Annotated in this window: 18 protein-coding genes and 1 pseudogene; 16 read left to right on the top strand and 3 right to left on the bottom strand. The window is 65.1% G+C overall.

Annotation, left to right across the window (positions count from 1 at the left end; genetic code table 11):
- Positions 1 to 315 precede the first annotated feature (315 nt).
- The 3 genes and pseudogenes from CU081_RS17535 to CU081_RS17545 all read left to right on the top strand — a co-directional run bounded on the left by CU081_RS17535 (position 316) and on the right by CU081_RS17545 (position 2,729).
- The gene (locus CU081_RS17535) at positions 316 to 1,173 is read left to right on the top strand and encodes a DUF6685 family protein (RefSeq protein ID WP_045285107.1); all 858 of its coding nucleotides are present in this window, start codon (positions 316 to 318) and stop codon (positions 1,171 to 1,173) included.
- A gap of 401 nt (positions 1,174 to 1,574) precedes the next feature.
- Positions 1,575 to 2,071: pseudogene (locus tag CU081_RS17540) on the top strand (JAB domain-containing protein).
- A gap of 268 nt (positions 2,072 to 2,339) precedes the next feature.
- Entirely contained in the window at positions 2,340 to 2,729 is a 390-nt protein-coding gene (locus tag CU081_RS17545; protein ID WP_014703520.1) for a hypothetical protein, read from the top strand.
- Between the two features lie 5 nt (positions 2,730 to 2,734).
- Here CU081_RS17545 and CU081_RS17550 read toward each other — a convergent pair whose 3' ends face one another.
- Positions 2,735 to 3,064, bottom strand: coding sequence for a hypothetical protein (locus CU081_RS17550; protein WP_104142379.1), 330 nt, complete (start codon positions 3,062 to 3,064; stop codon positions 2,735 to 2,737).
- A gap of 453 nt (positions 3,065 to 3,517) precedes the next feature.
- On the opposite strand from CU081_RS17550, the gene CU081_RS17555 reads away from it, so the two are divergent.
- From CU081_RS17555 to CU081_RS17575, 4 genes are all read left to right on the top strand, one after another.
- Positions 3,518 to 4,348, top strand: coding sequence for a DUF932 domain-containing protein (locus tag CU081_RS17555; RefSeq protein WP_023110659.1), 831 nt, complete (start codon positions 3,518 to 3,520; stop codon positions 4,346 to 4,348).
- A gap of 74 nt (positions 4,349 to 4,422) precedes the next feature.
- A complete protein-coding gene (locus CU081_RS17560; RefSeq protein ID WP_014703524.1) occupies positions 4,423 to 6,480 on the top strand; it encodes a ParB/RepB/Spo0J family partition protein in 2,058 nt (685 codons plus the stop codon).
- A gap of 62 nt (positions 6,481 to 6,542) precedes the next feature.
- A complete protein-coding gene (locus CU081_RS17565; RefSeq protein WP_023110658.1) occupies positions 6,543 to 6,752 on the top strand; it encodes a hypothetical protein in 210 nt (69 codons plus the stop codon).
- Positions 6,753 to 7,529: 777 nt separating this feature from the next.
- The gene (locus tag CU081_RS17575; RefSeq protein ID WP_014703526.1) at positions 7,530 to 7,844 is read left to right on the top strand and encodes a DUF736 domain-containing protein; all 315 of its coding nucleotides are present in this window, start codon (positions 7,530 to 7,532) and stop codon (positions 7,842 to 7,844) included.
- Positions 7,845 to 8,154: 310 nt separating this feature from the next.
- On the opposite strand, the gene CU081_RS17585 is transcribed toward CU081_RS17575, so the two are convergent.
- Entirely contained in the window at positions 8,155 to 8,391 is a 237-nt protein-coding gene (locus CU081_RS17585) for an XRE family transcriptional regulator (protein ID WP_028699140.1), read from the bottom strand.
- Positions 8,392 to 8,566: 175 nt separating this feature from the next.
- Here CU081_RS17585 and CU081_RS26895 point away from each other — a divergent pair, with 175 nt between their 5' ends.
- The 9 genes from CU081_RS26895 to CU081_RS17640 all read left to right on the top strand — a co-directional run bounded on the left by CU081_RS26895 (position 8,567) and on the right by CU081_RS17640 (position 16,228).
- Positions 8,567 to 9,118, top strand: coding sequence for a DUF2958 domain-containing protein (locus tag CU081_RS26895; RefSeq protein ID WP_004883053.1), 552 nt, complete (start codon positions 8,567 to 8,569; stop codon positions 9,116 to 9,118).
- A gap of 343 nt (positions 9,119 to 9,461) precedes the next feature.
- Entirely contained in the window at positions 9,462 to 10,229 is a 768-nt protein-coding gene (locus CU081_RS17595) for a DUF2285 domain-containing protein (RefSeq protein ID WP_004883055.1), read from the top strand.
- 112 nt (positions 10,230 to 10,341) lie between these two features.
- Entirely contained in the window at positions 10,342 to 10,626 is a 285-nt protein-coding gene (locus CU081_RS17600; RefSeq protein WP_004883058.1) for a helix-turn-helix transcriptional regulator, read from the top strand.
- A gap of 50 nt (positions 10,627 to 10,676) precedes the next feature.
- The gene (locus CU081_RS17605) at positions 10,677 to 11,495 is read left to right on the top strand and encodes a replication initiator protein A (RefSeq protein ID WP_425267602.1); all 819 of its coding nucleotides are present in this window, start codon (positions 10,677 to 10,679) and stop codon (positions 11,493 to 11,495) included.
- A gap of 265 nt (positions 11,496 to 11,760) precedes the next feature.
- On the top strand, positions 11,761 to 12,399 hold the full coding sequence (gene parA / locus CU081_RS17615; RefSeq protein WP_100185502.1) for a ParA family partition ATPase: 639 nt from the start codon (positions 11,761 to 11,763) through the stop codon (positions 12,397 to 12,399).
- On the top strand, positions 12,396 to 12,671 hold the full coding sequence (locus CU081_RS17620) for a chromosome partitioning protein ParB (protein ID WP_100185503.1): 276 nt from the start codon (positions 12,396 to 12,398) through the stop codon (positions 12,669 to 12,671). Before parA ends, CU081_RS17620 begins: the two co-directional genes overlap by 4 nt.
- Positions 12,668 to 13,213, top strand: a complete 546-nt coding sequence (locus tag CU081_RS17625) for a DUF2840 domain-containing protein (RefSeq protein ID WP_100185504.1) — start codon at positions 12,668 to 12,670, stop codon at positions 13,211 to 13,213. The genes CU081_RS17620 and CU081_RS17625 overlap by 4 nt, the downstream gene beginning before the upstream one ends.
- Positions 13,210 to 13,809, top strand: coding sequence for a S26 family signal peptidase (locus tag CU081_RS17630; RefSeq protein WP_100185505.1), 600 nt, complete (start codon positions 13,210 to 13,212; stop codon positions 13,807 to 13,809). The genes CU081_RS17625 and CU081_RS17630 overlap by 4 nt, the downstream gene beginning before the upstream one ends.
- Positions 13,810 to 14,245: 436 nt before the next feature.
- Positions 14,246 to 16,228 carry a relaxase/mobilization nuclease domain-containing protein gene (locus CU081_RS17640; RefSeq protein ID WP_100185527.1) on the top strand — a complete coding sequence of 661 codons (1,983 nt, stop codon included), beginning with the start codon at positions 14,246 to 14,248 and terminating at the stop codon, positions 16,226 to 16,228.
- On the opposite strand, the gene CU081_RS17645 is transcribed toward CU081_RS17640, so the two are convergent.
- The gene (locus tag CU081_RS17645) at positions 16,221 to 17,606 is read right to left on the bottom strand and encodes a patatin-like phospholipase family protein (protein WP_198432265.1); all 1,386 of its coding nucleotides are present in this window, start codon (positions 17,604 to 17,606) and stop codon (positions 16,221 to 16,223) included. The genes CU081_RS17640 and CU081_RS17645 overlap by 8 nt on opposite strands.
- Between the last annotated feature and the right edge of the window lie 48 nt (positions 17,607 to 17,654).

A 17,654-nucleotide genomic window follows, 5' to 3' on the forward strand; every position in this document is an offset into this window, starting at 1 on the left:
TTCTGCCGCCTACGTTATGAGCGTCCCGGCGTTCCGCCGTCGGACTCGCGGGCTGCGCCCCGCGCCTCATGCCGAGTCGCGGCCACCCGGCTTTGATTCCTGACGCCTCCGGCCTTGCGGGCCTGCGCTTGCCTAACTACCAGGTACTTGCAACCTATGCATGCGATGTCGCTCTCTGAGTTTCCAATTTCTGTGCTTGAACTCCACACATGGCCGTGGTGGCGAAGATTTTGGAATCGACCGCCGGCGCTTGTACGGAAGCGGTGTGAAGCTTGGCGTGAGCTATTGGGGCTCAAGGAGTCGGCAGGAAAAAATGTGCTCCTCAACACCGCAAAATCGAAGATTTTTGATGACTCACGCCGTCGATGGGACATCCTGGACAATCTTAATCGCAGCAACTTTACTTTGCGGAGCCGATTTTCGGGCTTAGCCTCGGGCGCTAAGGAGGCTTTCCAAAGTCCTCATGGATCGCTAGTGCAAGTGACGATGGTGCCTCACTTTGAATGCGACGCAAGCGATATAGAGGGCATCTCCGCAAGCAAGTCGGCAGATATGCCACACGAAAGTGTGGATGTCTTTGGTGCCTACTATATTGATGAGCAGAATCGATATGCCAGAAAAGGAAAGCCCCCGCTCGGACTGGATGATGCGAGCTTAAAAGAGCTTTGTTCTCATGGCGAAATTCGGCTACTGCACGGACGTGGCTCCGACACGTTTAGCGTGCGAGCTTGGGATGGCCGTTTGTTCCTTGACAACAGTGGCGGATCTCACCATCTTGCGGGCGCCGTGCATGTCGCTAAGCGCATTGGCGCGCGCATTCACCTCGCCTCGAAACTCTATCTCTACCAGCTCAACCATTTGACTGTGCAATGGCTGCTCGATGGATTTCATCTGGTATTGCTCCCCAAGGATTTGGCCGGACAGATGCTATGGACTGTGAAGAGCTTGGTAGGTTCTGGTTCGAACATGGAGTTCCCGCCTGTACTGGCCGAAGGCACGCTTTTGGCATTCCCCCGGGGTTCGCAAATCGCCGAGTCCGTGATGGCAGAACTATTGAGTCAGGGGCACCACGATTTGGGCAATGATTTGAGGGAAGCGCTGACTGCGCAACAGCGGTTCTTGACTGAATCGACGGCTCTATGGACAAAGCAATTTTCATCTCCAACCTGCTGACGATGCTCTAAATGCGTGTGGTCACGTCGTTACCTATAGATCGCGAGTTGAAGCTCCACATTTCATAGGAACTTAGCGACAAAAGAGCGTCCCGGCGTTCCGCCGTCGGGCTCGCGGGCTACGCCCCATGCCTCGTACCGAGTCATGGCCATCCGGCTTTGATCCCTGACGCCTCCGGCCCTGTGGGCCTGCGCGCTGCGCTTGCCCATCCGTCGTCTCTGCGGGCGGGGTGTGGGCGGTCTTGCTGTTCCCTTCACCGTATCACGGCGTTCTCGCCGTCAAGGGCTGCGCGCGCCTTGCGCGCTTGCGTCCTGGCGGCCGTCGCTGACCCCTGACCGCTTGCGCTGCGCCGTGCTGAGGCCGGTTCCGGGCAATTCCGCCCGAGCAACCGGAGCATGATCATGTCGCAACTTTCTCTGTCTCTCGATTCCTCGCTGCTGGTGCGTGACGACCAGGGGCGCTATCTGCCGGCGACTGCCGACCAAATTCTGGAAGCTGCGCGGTACGTTATCGACCAGAAAACTCCGCGCGGGACGCTGTTCACTTCGCCGGCGCTGGTCAAGGACTACCTGCGCACCAAGCTGGCCAACTTCGAGCATGAGGTTTTCGCTACGCTGTTCCTCGACAGCCAGAACCGTCTGATCGAATACGTGGAGATGTTTCGCGGCACCATCGACCAGGCATCGGTGTATCCGCGCGAAGTCGTGAAAACGGCACTGCAACACAACGCAGCGGCCGTGATCTTTTCGCACAATCATCCGAGCGGCAATTCCGAGCCGAGCCAGGCGGACAAGCTGCTGACCCAACGCCTCAAGGAAGCCCTGGCGCTGGCACGCTGGATCACATCGTCGTCGGCGGCGAGGCCACTACGTCATTCGCTGAGCGTGGCCTGATCTGACACAGGGGGGCTGCGGCCCCTTTTTTGCTGCGCCCGGTGGCGCAGCTACGGCCCTCGCGGGCCTGCGCTTGCTGAAGACAGGTGTGCGTAGGTGGTGGTGTGAGGCGGTCTTGCTGTTCCCTTCACCGTATCACGGCGTTCTCGCCGTCAAGGGCTGCGCGTGCAAGCACGCTTGCGGCCTCCCGGCCGTCCTTGACCCCTGACCGCTTGCGCTGCGCCGTGCTGGTGACGGTTCCGGGCAATTCCGCCTGTGTAACCGGAGATCGTCATGAACGATAAATCACATGTTTCCCTCGAACAGCACGTTTGCCTGGTCTGCGGCAAAGCGTTCGATACCGGCACCATCCTGCTCGACAAGCGCCTGCGTGCAAGCATGGAGCACCATACGAAGACGGGCTGGGGCCTATGCCCCGAGCACCAGAAGCTGGCCGACGATGGTTTCGTCGCGCTAGTCGAATGCGACCCGCAGCGCAGCGGCTCGCCGGGTGGCCGCCTGAAGCCCGAGCAGGCTTATCGCACGGGCCGGCTGGCGCACCTGAAGCATCATGTGTTCGCCAAGGTGTTCAACGTGCCGATCGAGGCCAACCAGCCTTGCGTCTTCGTTAAGCCGGGCGTCATAGAGCAGCTTGAAGCGATGGTGTCGCCGGCGACGAGCTGATCGCGCTAACAACCCGGCGCGTCGTCCTTTCGGGCGACGCGCCATTCTTTTTGCTGCGCCCGATGCCGATGCCTTCGCGCCCGCGGCGCTTCGCTTGCCTCCAGGGGAAAGCCCTGCGGGCTATCCCCGCCGCGCGATGCTTGGCGCCCCTGGAAGACCGCCGAACCGGCTGCGCCGGATCGGCCAGAAGCCAATCGCAGTCCCAGCAGCAGAAGCAATTTCTCGATGCCTTGTGCATGAGGGCTGTCCTGGGCGTGATGTTCATCGAGCATCGAAGTCAGGGCGTCCCCGGCCAAGAAGACATGGCCGGTCGCGCTGTCGTGCGCGTTGCGCATCGAGCCGCCTGCGGCGTCTCGCCCCTGACGGGCTTCCATCGTTCCCTCGCTCCGCTCGGCTGACGCCTCCGGCCCGGCTTCTAGATCCGGGCCTGCGCGCTTCGCTTGCCGTGCGGTTCGGCACATAGGGATGGCCGTTGCCATGTCCAGCCGTCTTCCCTGACCTCATCACCTTGTCTGCGACTGTAGCCCGCGCCCGTGTGCCGTCAAGGCACGCAGGGCCGTGTCCTCGGCTGCGCCTGCGGGCCGCACCAACCCTGCGCTTGCCTCCTTGACGGCACCCGTTCGCGCGCTCCTGACCGTCGCGGGCGATGAACTCAGGAAAGACGGTGGCAACAGGGCTAACCGGGTTCCTCGTGCCGACCGCACCGAACAGCTGAAAGGCTGGGCTCCGAATCTAGGAATCCGGTGTGCGGTGTGAACAGCAAACCTCTTTTTGTCAGGAGAAAGACCATGCAACTCGCATCCCGTTTCGCTTCCCGTTCCCCGGCACTGCGCAGCGAATACCCGCTGACCGATGACCAGATTCACCGTGTCGCGCCGTCCATCTTCGCGGACGCCCCGCATGAGAGCCGTTCGCAGCGGTACGCCTACATCCCCACCGCCGCCGTGCTGACCGAGCTTCGGAAAGAAGGCTTCCAGCCCTTCATGGTGACGCAGACCCGCGTGCGCGATGAAGGCAAGCGCGAGCACACGAAACACATGATTCGCCTGCGCCACGCCAGCCAGATCAACGGCGCGGAGGCTAACGAAATCGTGCTGCTGAACTCGCATGACGGCACCAGCAGCTATCAGATGCTGGCCGGCATGTTCCGGTTCGTGTGCAGCAATGGTCTTGTCTGCGGCGACACCGTGGCGGACGTGCGCGTGCCCCACAAAGGCGACGTAGCCGGCTCCGTCATCGAAGGCGCTTTCGAGGTGTTGAGCGGCTTCGAGCGGGTGAAGGAATCCCGCGATGCCATGCGCGCGATCACGCTGGACGAAGGCGAGGCCGAAGTGTTCGCCCGTTCCGCGCTGGCCCTCAAGTACGACCCCACCGACAACAAGCCAGCGCCCATCACCGAATCGCAAATCCTGATGCCGCGCCGGTTCGACGACCGCCGCCCGGACTTGTGGAGCGTGTTCAACCGCACCCAAGAAAACCTGACCAAAGGCGGATTGCATGGCCGCAGCGCCAACGGGCGCCGCCAGCAGACCCGCCCGGTGCAAGGCATTGATTCCGATGTGCGCCTCAATCGCGCCCTCTGGATGCTGGCCGATGGCCTGCGCCAGTTGAAAGCCTGAACCCTTCCGATCTTTTACCCGCCGGAGGGGCGGTTCCCCTCCATTCCCTTGTTTCACTTGATTGGAGATACACCATGAACGCCGTTACCACTACCGAAGCCCGCGCCATCCAAGCCCCCGCGCTGGAAGCTGCCGACCCGACCAAGAACCTGATTCTGGTTCCGCTGTCGCGGCTGGTGTTGCGCCCCACGGGCCGCAACGTGCGCAAGACCCCGCGCATGTCCATCCCCGAACTCGCCGCATCCATCCAGCGTGTCGGCCTGCTGCAAAACCTGATCGTGATTGCATCCGCCGATGGCGAGCATTACGAAGTCGTCGCCGGTGGCCGTCGCCTCGCCGCGTTGAAGCTGCTGGCGAAAAAGCACCGCATCAGCAAGGAATGGGAGGTTCCTTGCCTGCTGGTAGCCGATGGCACCGCCCGCACGGCCAGCCTCACCGAGAACGTACAGCGCGAAGCCATGCACCCCGCCGACCAGTTCGAGGCATTCGCCGCGCTGGTGGCCGAAGGCCGGCCCATCGAGGACATTGCGGCGGATTTCAGCGTCACGCCGCTGGTGGTGCAACGCCGCTTGAAGCTGGCGAACGTGTCGCCGCGCCTGATGGCCGACTATCGCGCCGATGCCGTCACGCTCGATCAGTTGATGGCGCTTGCCATCACCGATGACCACGCCGCACAGGAAGCCGCGTTCTACGATGCCCCGCAGTGGCAGCGGCATCCGTCCCACTTGCGCGAACGCCTGACCGAGCGCGAAATCGACGCCTACCGGCATCCGCTGGTGCGGTTCGTAGGGCTGGACACCTACGAAGCCGCAGGCGGTGGCATCCGCCGCGACCTGTTTGCGGAAGGCGATGCGGGCGTGTATCTGACCGATGCCGCGCTGCTGGAACGACTGGCGCAAACCCGGCTGGCAGGCATTGCCGCCAATGTTCGCGCCGAAGGTTGGGCGTGGGTGGATGCCACGCCGGGCGCGACCCATGCCGACCTGCACACCTTCCAACGCGCCCCGAGGGAGCGCCGCGAACCGAACAAGCGCGAAGCCGCACGCATCGAGAAGCTGCAAGCCCGGATGCACGAACTGGCCGAAGCCGTGGATGCCGCATTGGACGCCGACGACGAGGAAAAGGCCGATGCCTTGCAGGAGGAAGGCGAAGCCGTGGGCGAGCAGTTGCAAGCGCTAGAAGATGGCTTGCAAGACTACGGCGCGAACGTGAAGGCCGCAGCCGGAGCCATCGTCACCATCGACCGCAACGGCGAGGCCGTCATTCATCGCGGCCTGATGCGCGAAGCCGAAGCCAAGGCGCTGCGCACACTGGAAAGGATTCGGCAGGGTTTCGGCGGCGAAGGCGAAGCCGCGAACGACGAGGAAGGCGAGGACGGAGACGACGACAGGCAGCCCAAGGCCGCCGCCATGTCCGACCGGCTGGCGCAGAAGTTGAGCGCCCACCGCACCGCCGCGCTGCAAATCGAAGTCGCCCGGCATCCGCAAGCCGCGCTGGCCGCCGTGGTGCATGGCATGGTGCAGACCGTTTTGCAGGGCAGCCACTACGGCCACGACTTGCCGCTGGGCGTAAGCCTCAAAGTGCAAGACCGGCTGGAAGGCATGGCCCCGGACTTGCCCGAATCGCCCGCCGCCGTGGCGCTGCGCGAACTGCAACAGGTGGCGGGCGAAGCCTTGCCGGAGGACAGCGCCGAACTGTTCGCCGTGCTGCTGGCGAAGCCGCAAGATGAACTGGTGCGGCTGCTGGCCGTGTGCGTGGCTTCCACGGTGGACGTGGTGACACCCCGCGCCACGCCGCACCAGCGCGGCGCAGAACTGGCGCAGGCCGTGGGCCTCGACATGGCCGCATGGTGGAAGCCGACCGCAGAAGGCTACTTCAAGCATGTTTCCAAGGCCGTGATTCTGGATGCCGTGGCCGTGTTTGCACCGGATTCTGTAACCCGGCTGGCGAAGTTGAAGAAGGCCGACATTGCCAGCGAGGCCGAGCGGCTGGCCGATGGCACGGGCTGGATGCCCGCCATCTTCAAGGCCGCAGGCCCGCAGGATGCCGTGCAGGAAGAAGGCCCGGAGCAAAACGCCCCGGAGGATGCCGAGGCAATGGCGGATGAACCCGCCGAAGCACTGGCCGCTTGACCCGCACGGAAGGCAAGCGCCCCGGCCTCGACCGGGGCGCTTCGCTGCAAGGAGAAACCCCAATGACCCGCACCACGACCAGCCGCCCACGCATGGCGGCGACCTATGCCCCCGGTACGGTACGCGCCCGCCGCTGGCACGGCGAAGGCGACGTGCGCGGCTACCGTCCGCCTCGCGGCTGGACAGCCCGAGCCGACCTGACCGACTTTCACCCCATCACGGGCCGCGCCTTGCCGCGTGCCGTGTGGTGGATTATCGAAACCAAGGACTAACCCATCATTCACGCCAGCCCCAGTCCGTTCCGCCCTGGGGCTGGTGGTCAAAAATCCGGGCGCGGCGGTGGCCGCGCCCGGTTTCAAGGCCCAAAACCAAAACGCCCCTTCGCCGCCTTCGGGCGGGCGGCGAAGGGGCCGCGCACAAGCGGCCTTGTGCGCGAGAAACCACGAAGCCCACAAGTGCGGCGGCGCACCCCGCCGCCGGTGTTTGGACTGCGCCCCGCCGCAATGGGCGGGGCTTGTGGGGCTACGCCCCGGCTTGCTGCGGCAGGTTGTGCGAAAGCGTGCCGTCCTCGACGCTGGCGGTTCGTTGCCTGTATGTCACGAAGGACGGTTCACCGACACACCGCCCGGCCTCGCCCGATGGAGCCTCCACGCCACGCCTCAAGCATGTGCCGCGAGCTGCGGCAGGGGCGCTCCGGCCTTGTCGTCGGGGCATTGACCTGGCCCGCGTCAGGGCGCAAGCCGGTGAAGCCGTCACGCGGGGATGCCGAGTCGGCCATGTCTCCATTCGGGAGCGGTCGGCCTGTACGTCCTTGTCTTGTTGTGAATCCTGGCGGTGGCGCGGCTGCGCCTTGGGCTTCATGGCCGCAACCTTCCAGCAAAAATAATTTCCCCTGCGCTGCGCGCATTCCTCGCGGGACAAATTATTTTTGCTTCCAGGTTCTCCACTTCGTTCCGACCGCAAGCGGTGCGGCCAGCCCATCCCCGCCGGACGGATCACAACAAGGACGCACTGGCGCGACCTTGTTCAACCCGAAAGGAGAAATCATCATGGCAAACATCGGCACCTTCACCGCAGAGAAAGACGGCTTCACCGGCACGCTCCGCACCCTGACGCTCAACGTCAAAGTCAAGCTGGTTCCCAACGACAAGGGCGACAACGAGAACGCCCCCGACTACCGCCTGCAAGCGGCAAGTCATGACATCGGCGCGGCGTGGAAGAAGACCAGCGAGGCCGGACGGCCCTATGTGTCCGTGACCCTGGACGATCCTTCGTTCCCAGCCACCGTTTATGCCCGCCTGATCGAAGGCGAGAACGGCACGCACGACCTGATCTGGTCGCGCAACAAGCCCAAGGCGGCCTGACGGCCGCCCACAGCGCCCCGCCCATTGCGGCGGGGCACTGTGCTGCTCATCGCATCACCGCACGCATAGGGTTTCGGCAGTCGCTCCGCGCTGGGTACGTCCACCAGGGCCGGTATCGCATGGGTGCTGACTGGAGGGTTCGCAACCCTTGGCAGCCGCAGGCACAAGATGGCGTGTCGGCGCTGGAAGCGCCGCCGGGCTTTCGGGCTGCGCCCCATGCCGCCAATGGCGTCATGTCCATTCGGCTTCAATCCCTCACGCCTTCGCGCCTGGCGGCGCTGCGCGCTCCGCTTGCGGGCATTCAGACGCGCTAGGGCGCGTCGCGCTCTTTCAGCACGGCCTCGAACTCCTGGCGCACCCGCGCCAGCAGTTCGTCGGCCTTGTGCGTGTCGTCGCCGGCGTAGGCCAGCGTCAACAGCGTCAGCGGATGCACTTCCATGACCTCGCACAGCTCGGTCAGCTTGTGCAGGGTCGGACTTTTCAAGTCGCGCTCCAGCGTACTCATATAGGTGCGGCTGGACACGTCGGAGAACGCTTCCTGGCTCAAGCCTCGCGCCTTCCTGACTGTCCGTATTGCCGTTGCCAATGAGTGTTTCGCTGTCACTAACTTGGTTTCCCCATAAAAACCAAGATGACAGCCCATTGCGCCCTATAGGGCTACAATCTATAGTGTTCATTCATGGCTGAAAGGCCCGCTTTCGTGCTTTTACGGAAATCCGCAGATGCGGATTCCGACAGAACCGGGGAATCGCATCCGTGTCTTTCCGGCTTCCGACAATTCCGCTTCGGCGCTTCTGTTCTTCTACGGATGCGATGGCTTGCACATCGGTGCTTCCACACGAATGCACGGATGCGTTTCGGCAGTTCTGCGCTTCGGCACCAAAGCGCATTCGCGCATCGTCGGTTTCGTGGAGAAGCTGCCCATGACCCTGCCGCTTGTCACCGCTGATGAACGCGCCCGGCTGCTGGCCCACGGCGCGGCGCTCGCCGCTGGTCAGCGGCTCGACCCGCTGCCCGTGGTGCGCTTGTTCACCCCGGACGCGCATGTGACCTGGCTGCTGGTGTCGCTCGACCCGGCGGATGGCGACACGGCCTACGGCCTGATCGACCTCGGTATCGGTATGCCTGAGCTCGGGATGGTCAAGCTGTCCGACCTGGCGGGCATCGTCGGGCCGCGCAAGCTGCCGGTGCGGCGGGATCGGTATTTCCAGGCGGTGCGCCCGTTATCGGAGTACGTCCGGCTGGCGCAGGAGAACGGCGCGATCACGGACTGATGAAAACCAGCGCGGCCTAGCCAGCCGGGGCGCATCGTGACTATTTCAATCTTGATCAAGACCGTGCAGGTCTGAATCCGCATTCTTGCACCGAAGTGGTGCGATCCTGTTGAAAACAGTCCTGATCTTGGGCGCGGGCTGCGGCACGGTGTTCGGTGCTGCGCGTCATTTTCCTGAAGGCGTAGCCGTCGCATTCAGACGATTTCCGCAACACGCAGAGCCAAATGGTCTTGACACCGACAGTTACAGCCTAACCAATTTTGATGACGACCTGATGGCATTTCGATAGTTCCCGCATCGCGGAAATCGTGGCGACGCATCCCAAACAGAGGGAGGTTTCGCCATGACTGATCGCAGCGCCGAACACTGGTATCCGACAGCGGCCTATCTCTACGTTCTGCACCTTGACGGCCCTGCGCTGGCGTGGGAATACCTGCGCCGAAATCCCGACTACCGCCGCGACTGGCTGCGCCGCCGCCGCCGGCCGGACACGGCGCAGGCGTGGGGCCTGCGCCTGCTGGAAGACCCAGCCCTGGATGCGCGCGACGCGCATCCGGCCTGGTTTCCCGATCACGATGCCGTCGTGCAGGTTTACCCGGACGATGACCCGCCACCCGAAGCCCATGCCTTCGAGTTCTGGCGCGTCCCTGGCCGCAAGCAACTGATCCACGACGGCAAGCGCCTGGTGCTGGTGTCGCATTGGCCCGGCTGCTGCCTGCGGCTCGCGCTCGCGCCGGGCCTGGAAGACGGCATGGCCTACCTCTACGCCACCCGCGCCTGCGCCACGCCCTGCGCGCGCTATCGCACGCTCGCGTCCGAGCTGGACGCATTGGCCGTGGCCACGGTTGCCACGCCTGCGGCGGCGGCCCGTTCCAGGCCCACGACGGCCGCGGTGCTGGAACTGCACACCTTGCAGACGCTCGACGCGACCCTGGCGGGCGCGTCATTGCGCGAAGTGGCCGAAGGGCTGTTCGGCGCCGATGCTGTCGCCGCCGACTGGCACAAGGACAGCGCCTTACGTGCCCGCGTGCGGCGGCTGGTACGTCGTGGCGATGCGCTGATGCGTGGCGGCTATCGCCGCCTGGCACAGCTTCCGCCGCCGTTGCAGTAGGGGGGGACGTTTCGCGTCCCCCGTAGATCGTCCCTTAGCAAGCAGCCTCGCTTTCTTGAAAGTGCCTCTAACCGGCCGCGTGGTGTGGCCGGGCTTGATGGAGGTACATCCCATGCGACCCGCTCCCTTGCGGCCTGCCGCCGCTGCTGTCGCTGCGCCTGCGCAGCCCCAACGCTACCTGACCAACGACGAAGCCGCCGAGTACCTGCGCCTGTCGCCACGCACGCTGGAGAAACAGCGCGTGATCGGCGGCGGCCCGAAGTTCCGCAAGTTCGGCCGCCGCGTCATGTACGCGGTGTCCGACCTCGATGCCTGGGCCGACCAGCGCAGCTACGAGGCGACTTCCGACCCGGAATATGCCGAACGCCACGCGGGCGATTACCGTGATGGCCGCTGATCGCTGGCGCGTGGGTGGCCGTCGCCATGTCCAGCCCGCCAGGGCAAGCCTTGCAGCGCGAACAGCTCGACCTGTTCCGCGCGCTGCCGGGCGACATGGCACCCCGCGACAGCCAGGACTTGATGGCCTTTCCGTTCTTCTCGCTGGCGAAGTCGCGGCGTACCGCGCCGATCGACTTCCGCGCCGGCGGCATCACCATCCGCGTGGAGGGTACGCAGGAGCACGGCATCGCAACGATATGGGATGCCGACCTGCTGATTTGGGCCGCCTCGCAGATCGTGGAGGCGCGCGACGCGGGCTTGCGCCCGTCGCGCTGGATACGCGCCACTCCCTACGAGATCCTGCGCTTCATCGGGCGCGGCACGTCTCTCAACGACTACCTGCGCCTGAAAGCCGCGCTCGACCGGCTGCAATCGACCACGGTGGCCACGTCCATCCGCGAAACCACGGGAAGGCGATTGCATCGCTTCTCGTGGATCAACGAGTGGAAGGAACTGGCCGATGCCAGCGGCGTGCCGCTGGGCATCGAACTGATCCTGCCGGACTGGTTCTATGCGGGCGTGCTCGATGCCGCCTTGGTGCTGACCATCGACCCAGCCTATTTCCGCTTGAAGGGCGGGATCGAGCGCTGGCTGTACCGCCTGGTGCGCAAGCACGGCGGCAAGCAGCCGGGCGGCTGGCAATTCGACTTCCGGCACCTGCACCGCAAGTCGGGCAGCGCTGCGCGCTTCTCCGACTTCGCTTACGACCTGCGCGTCCTGGTGGCGCGGCAGTCGCTGCCCGGCTACGTCCTGGGCATCGAGCGAATGCCGGACGACGGACAAGAACTGCTGACCTTCCGGCCCGTGCTGCACACGGCACGGGGATAACTCGTGGAAAAGGTGTGGACGGCCTCGTGCTATCAGGAGTACCGGGTATCGTGCTATCGGGAGTACGCCTATCGTGCTATCAGGAGTACGAAAACGCCGGAAAGCCAATAACGGCGCGGGTTTGCGGCCCCTCTAACTTCCCTAACAAGAAATACATAACTTTTAGTAGAAGCGCGCCGTTTCGGTGGACAACCGAGAAACGGCACGGCGAACAGCGTTTTGCACGGCAGGCAAAGCTTGGCTTTCCAGTCTGGAGGGCCACGCCATGATCGTCGCGCTGCTCAACCAGAAAGGCGGCGTCGGCAAGACCACGCTTGCCACACACATCGCCGGCGAGCTGGCGCTACACGGCCAGCATGTCGTCCTGCTCGATGCCGACCCGCAGGGTTCATCTCTGGACTGGACACAGCGCAGAAGTCAGCAAGGCTTGCCACGGCTGTTCAGCGCCGTGGGCCTAGCCCGCGAAACGCTGCATCAGGAAGCGCCAGAACTCGCCAGGCGGGCCGATCACGTCATCATCGACGGCCCGCCGCGCATCGCCGCCCTGGCGCGCTCCGCGCTGCTGGCGGCCGAGCGCGTGCTGATCCCGGTGCAGCCCAGCCCCTACGATCTGTGGGCCAGTGCCGAGATGGTGGCGCTGATCCGCGAGGCGCAGGTGTTCCGGCCTGCGCTGCGCGCGGCCTTCGTCATCAACCGGCGCGTCAGCACCACAGTGATCGGGCGCGAAGCGCGGCAATCGCTGGCTGAACAGCCGCTGCCCGCGCTGCGTTCGGAAGTGCATCAGCGCATCGTGTTCGCCGACAGCGTGGCCGCTGGCCGGCTCGCACGCGAGACAGCGCCCGACAGTGCCGCCGCCCGCGAGATCACCGCCCTGGTGGACGAACTGCTGCGGTGGCCGACATGACAGCGCAGCAGCCACCCAACAGCAAACGCACGGGCAAGCGCGTCGGCATCGGCGCGCGTCCGCCCGCGAATCCGCACGCCGAGGCGTGGATTCGTCAGGGCGATGCCGACGCGCTGGGCAAAGGCGACCTCTACACCGCGCGCCTGACCCTCGACATCACGCCCGCCATGCGGGCGCGCATCAAGGTGTTGGCCTTCACGCGAGGCGTGACCGTGGCCGACCTGCTGCGCGGTCTGCTGGAGCGGGAGTTTCCACCGGAGAACACACCATGACCGCATCCGCTTTGCCTGCCGCGAACGCGGCACCGGCTGCGCTGCCGCTGCATCCCGTAGCACTCGCCGGACAGGCCGGCAACGTGCCGCTGACGCGCGTTTCGTTGGCCTATCTCGAACACCGCTTCAAGCTCTACCTGCGCTTCGGCGAACCCGCACGCACGCTGCGCCTGGACGACTGGCGGCGCTGCGCGGTGTTCCTGCCGAGCGCGATGTTCTGCCGCATCCGCTGGCAGGCCAACGACTACGGCACGATCCGCTGGCAACTCATGGTGATGCAGGCTTGCACACCGCTGGACGCGGCGCAGCGCATCCCCGGCGTGCAGCCGGGTGCACGCTTGCTGCTGCACGCCGAAGGCGATGCCAACGTGCGCGCCGTGCTGGAACGTATCGACGGCATCGAGGCGCTGGGCATCGCCGCCATCGACGTGTCGCCCGCGTACTGGTGCACGCTGGGCAACCGTCTTGCGGCTCGCCTTGCGCTGCCCGAATACAACGCCGAGCGGCATACCGCCTGGCTGGCCGGGAAGGTGCTGCCATGACGGCCCCGACCACCACGGCCAACGCGCCCGCCGTACCACCGCGTCCTCGCTCACGCCTGCGCGCTCGCATCGTGCTGGCGACACTGGCCGCCATCGGCTTCGCTGCGCTGACCTGGGCGGCTTTCGTGTCGCCGCTGCCGCGTCTGACCTACAACCCGTCCGACAGCGTGGCGGTCGGTTGGTATCGCATTGACCCGTTCGACCCGCGCACCGCCTCATTGCCACGCCCGTTGTCCGTGGACAACATCGTGCTGGTGCCGCTTTCGGCCACGGCCGCCGCGCTCGCTGCGCAGCGCGGCTATCTGCCGACGCGCGTTCCGCTGCTCAAACGTGTGGGCGCGGTCGCGCCGCAACACGTCTGCATCGTCGCCGGTCAGGTACGCATCGACGGCGTGCCTTCCGCCGCCGTGCTGCCTGCCGACCGGCTGGGCCGGGCGCTGCCGTCCCTGCAACTTTGCCGCCGCCTCGAACCGGGCGAGCTGTTCCTGTTGAGCGTGACCAATCCAGCATCGTTCGACAGCCGTTACTTCGGCCCGGTCAGCGCATCCGCCGTGATCGGCATTGCGCATCCGGTGTGGCTGGAGATACGCCCATGATGGCCGCCGATTCGCTACGCTCCGGCGTGCCATCGGGCATGTCGTTCTCGCTGCTGCTGCCGTGTCGTCGCGGTTGCCGTGCTGGTGCATTCGCACCGCACGTCGCGCAGCATCCGGCGCAGCCGTCCAACGTGCAGGCGTCTTGCCTCGAACGCGCCCGGCCTGCGGCCATTGGCGCGTTCGCCGGCGCGCTGGCTGCTCACGCAGCAGCGCCGCCGGGCCGCCGGTGCCTGGAGCGACAGCGAAGGGCAAAGGCGGAAGGCAAGACAAAAGGACGCGGCACTGGGCCGCGTCGAAAGCCTGTCTGCACATGGGGGGAACACAGCACGGAGCGGCTTTGCCGCCGTGCCGCGTTCGGTGCGAGGGTCGCGCCAATGCAGGCATGCCCGCGTGCTTCGCACGACAGGACACGCCTGAGCTTGCCGGGAGAATGGCGATGACCGACCGCCGCGACGACGATTTCCGGGTGCGCCCCAGCGCCCCGAAGAACCGGGGCAAGGGCCAGGGGCAGAGCTTCGTTTCCAAGGTGCTCAAGCAGGCTGGCAAAGCCAGCAGCGGCAAGTCGGCGGTGCGCCGTCCTGGGGCCGCAGGCACCGGCCAGCGCCCCGGCTCTCGGCTCGGGCGCGGCCACACGGCAGCGCGCTTCGCCGGGGCGAAGCTAACGCCCATGTCGCGGCGCGTGACCATCAAGACCTTGCTGGTCAATCACCAGCGGGCCAGCCCGCAGTCGCTCGCCAAACACCTGCGGTACGTCGAGCGCGACGGCGCGGGCCGCGATGGCGAACCTGGCCAGGCCTACGGACCGCAGTCCGACGAAGCCGACCTGGACGCCTTCAAGGAACGCTGCGCCGATGACCGCCACCATTTCCGCTTCATCGTGTCCCCCGAAGACGGCGTGGAGCTGGACGACCTGCGCACCTACACCCGCCATCTGGTGAACCGCATGGAAGCCGACCTGGGCACACGGCTGGATTGGGTCGCGGTCGATCACTGGAACACCGACAACCCGCATACCCACTTGATCGTGCGCGGGCGCGACGACACCGGCAAAGACCTCATCATCGCGGGCGACTACATCGCACACGGCTTTCGCCATCGGGCCGCCGAACTGGCGACCGAATGGCTGGGGCCGCGCACCGAACTGGAGATCCACCAGACCTTGGGGCGCGAGGTCGAACAGGAGCGATGGACGAGCCTCGATCGCACGCTGCAACGCGAGGCCGGCGAGGATAGCAGGGTGCGAATCGAACGCTTCAATGAGCCGGACTTACAACGCCAGCGCCTGCTGCTGATCGGCCGGCTGCAACGCTTGCAGCGCCTGGGCCTGGCCGACGAGGTGCAGCCCGGCACCTGGGCCGTCCATACAGACGCGGAGAAGACGTTGCGTGCACTGGGCGAGCGCGGCGACATCATCCGCACCATGCAGCGCGCCATGCGCGGCGAGCCGCGCGAGCTGGCGGTGTTCGAGCCAGGCGACGACGGCCGAACCATCCTCGGCCGCGTGGCCGCCAAGGGCTTGGCCGACGAGCTGCACGACCGGGGCTATCTGGTCATCGACGGCACGGATGGCAAGGCCCACTACGTCACGCTGAACGCCCGCGACGAGCTGGCGAACTACCCCACGGGCGCGGTGGTGGAAGTGAAGGGTTCGGCCGACGTGCGCGCCGCCGACAAGAACATCGCCGCGCTGGCGAGCGATGGCCTGTACCGCGCCGATCATCACCTGGCGATCGAGCAAGGCCGGGCAGTACCCGGACGCGACCCGCAGGAAGTTGTCGCCGCCCACGTCCGGCGGCTGGAAGCCCTGCGCCGGGCCGGCGTCGTGGAGCGCGTGGCCGAAGGGCTATGGAAGGTGCCGGACGACATGGCCGAGCGTGGCCGTCAGTACGACGCGCAACGGCTGGGCGGTGTGTCCGTGGAGCTGAAAACGCATCTGCCCATCGAGCGGCAGGTGCGCGTGATCGGCGCGACTTGGCTCGACCAACAATTGATCGGCGGCGGTCGTGGGCTGGGCGAACTGGGCTTTGGCGGCGACGCCAAGCAGGCTATGCAGCAGCGCGCCAACTTCCTGGCCGAACAAGGGCTAGCCGAGCGGCGCGGGCAGCGCGTGATCCTTGCCCGGAATCTGCTGGGCACGCTGCGCAGTCGGGAACTGGCACAAGCCGCCAAGGACATTGCGGCGGAAACCGGCCTAGAGCATCGCCCGGTGGCCGACGGGCAGCGCGTAGCCGGTATCTACCGGCGTTCCATTATGCTCGCCAGCGGGCGCTACGCGATGCTCGATGACGGCATGGGGTTCAGCCTTGTGCCGTGGCGGCCGGTAATTGAGCCGCGACTGGGACAACAGCTTGCCGCAAAGGTTATCGGCGGAAGTGCCTCTTGGGAACTTGGACGAAAGCCCAGTATCGGTATCAGTTAGATATCAAGGGAAGCTGAGTACCAGGCGCAGTCTGCTTGGCTGCTGTGATTCTTCTTAGAGATTCAATCAATGCCATAAACTCCTTGGATTGCCTCAGTGCTTCGCCTCCCGCAGTTTGCAGGTCCAAGACATCCGTAGCCTCGATCGTGAAGGCTGTGGGCACGCGCAGCAGCGAATGCCGGATCTTGTCGTCCGGCACGTCGTTCAGACTTACGCTTACTACGTAGATTTCTGCGTCGGCCGCAAAGGGGCTGTCCGCTTGGCCACGGGTGCGGACAATCTCGGAACGCCAGTGTTGCAGGTCGTCGTTAAGCATGGCCAGCGTCACCTGGGTCTCGCGAGCGCCTGCACCGAAGATCAGCGACTCAAGTACTTGCGTCGTACTGGGGACTCGGTCGCTACTGTCCACGCGCTCGCTCAGGCCGCGTTCGGAGTTCACAGTCACCAACACGAGTCGGCGCAGGCTTCCGGGCTTGACGTCCGAGAAGTTGGCGCTCATTGAGCCCGAGGCTACTAGCCGGTCTAGCATCAGACGTACGCCGAGGTTGTCGGAGACACCACCGTCTACGAGGTGGATAAAGGGCCGATCCTGCGCATTGCGGTAGCTGTCTATGCTGCTTTGCAGGATGCGTGATCTGAAATCTTGCCCACGGATAGGCAAAGATCGAAGAGGCGGCGGACAAGTATTCGCGTTGTTTCGTACCGTTACGGGCGACAGCAGCAGCGGCACTGCCGACGAGGCCGCCACCGCGAAAGACAGCGGCGTTGCATCGAGGTCGGAACAGATTAGCCGGAACTGCTCGGTAGTGAAATCGAAAGGGGCACCGGTAGTGAGGTCGGTTGCCGTGATCATCAGATCGGGCGCGCCCGGTCGTCGACGCACGTCACCAAAGGTGCGACCTTCGAAAAGTTCGTCCAGGCGTTGAGCCAAGATCTGGCTGCGTCCAAACCAAGGTGAAGTTAGTCGATAGAGACGCGCAGGCCAGAGAGCTTCACGTACGAGTCGCGCCTCAAAGGGTACAAGCAGAAAATCCGGTTCGAAACGAGTCAGCGTGGCATCGCCGAATGCCGCGAAATGCGCGGCAAGGATGCTGCCCCCCGACACGCCGCTGACCAAAGACACCTGGTCCAGCAGAGTTGTCTCCTGGCCCTCTAGAGCGAAGCGTGTGGCCTTGAGTTCGCGCAGCACGCCCAGGCCAAAGGCCGCCGCCCGCGCGCCTCCACCTGACAGTGTTACCGCGACAACGACCGGTTGGTTGACCTCTGGCGGCCGGATGCGTTGGTCGCCCTCGGCGGAAGCCACTAAGGTGGCCTCGGAAAGTGGTGGGTTGATCCAAGGACGGTAGGTGGAGCACCCTGTCAGAACTACCATCGCCATCGCGCAGGCCAAACCCAACCGCGTGGATCTACACGCCTCCAGTCGCTT

The organism is Enterobacter sp. CRENT-193 (genome assembly GCF_002787395.1).
Taxonomy (GTDB): Bacteria; Pseudomonadota; Gammaproteobacteria; order Enterobacterales; family Enterobacteriaceae; genus Enterobacter; species Enterobacter hormaechei_C.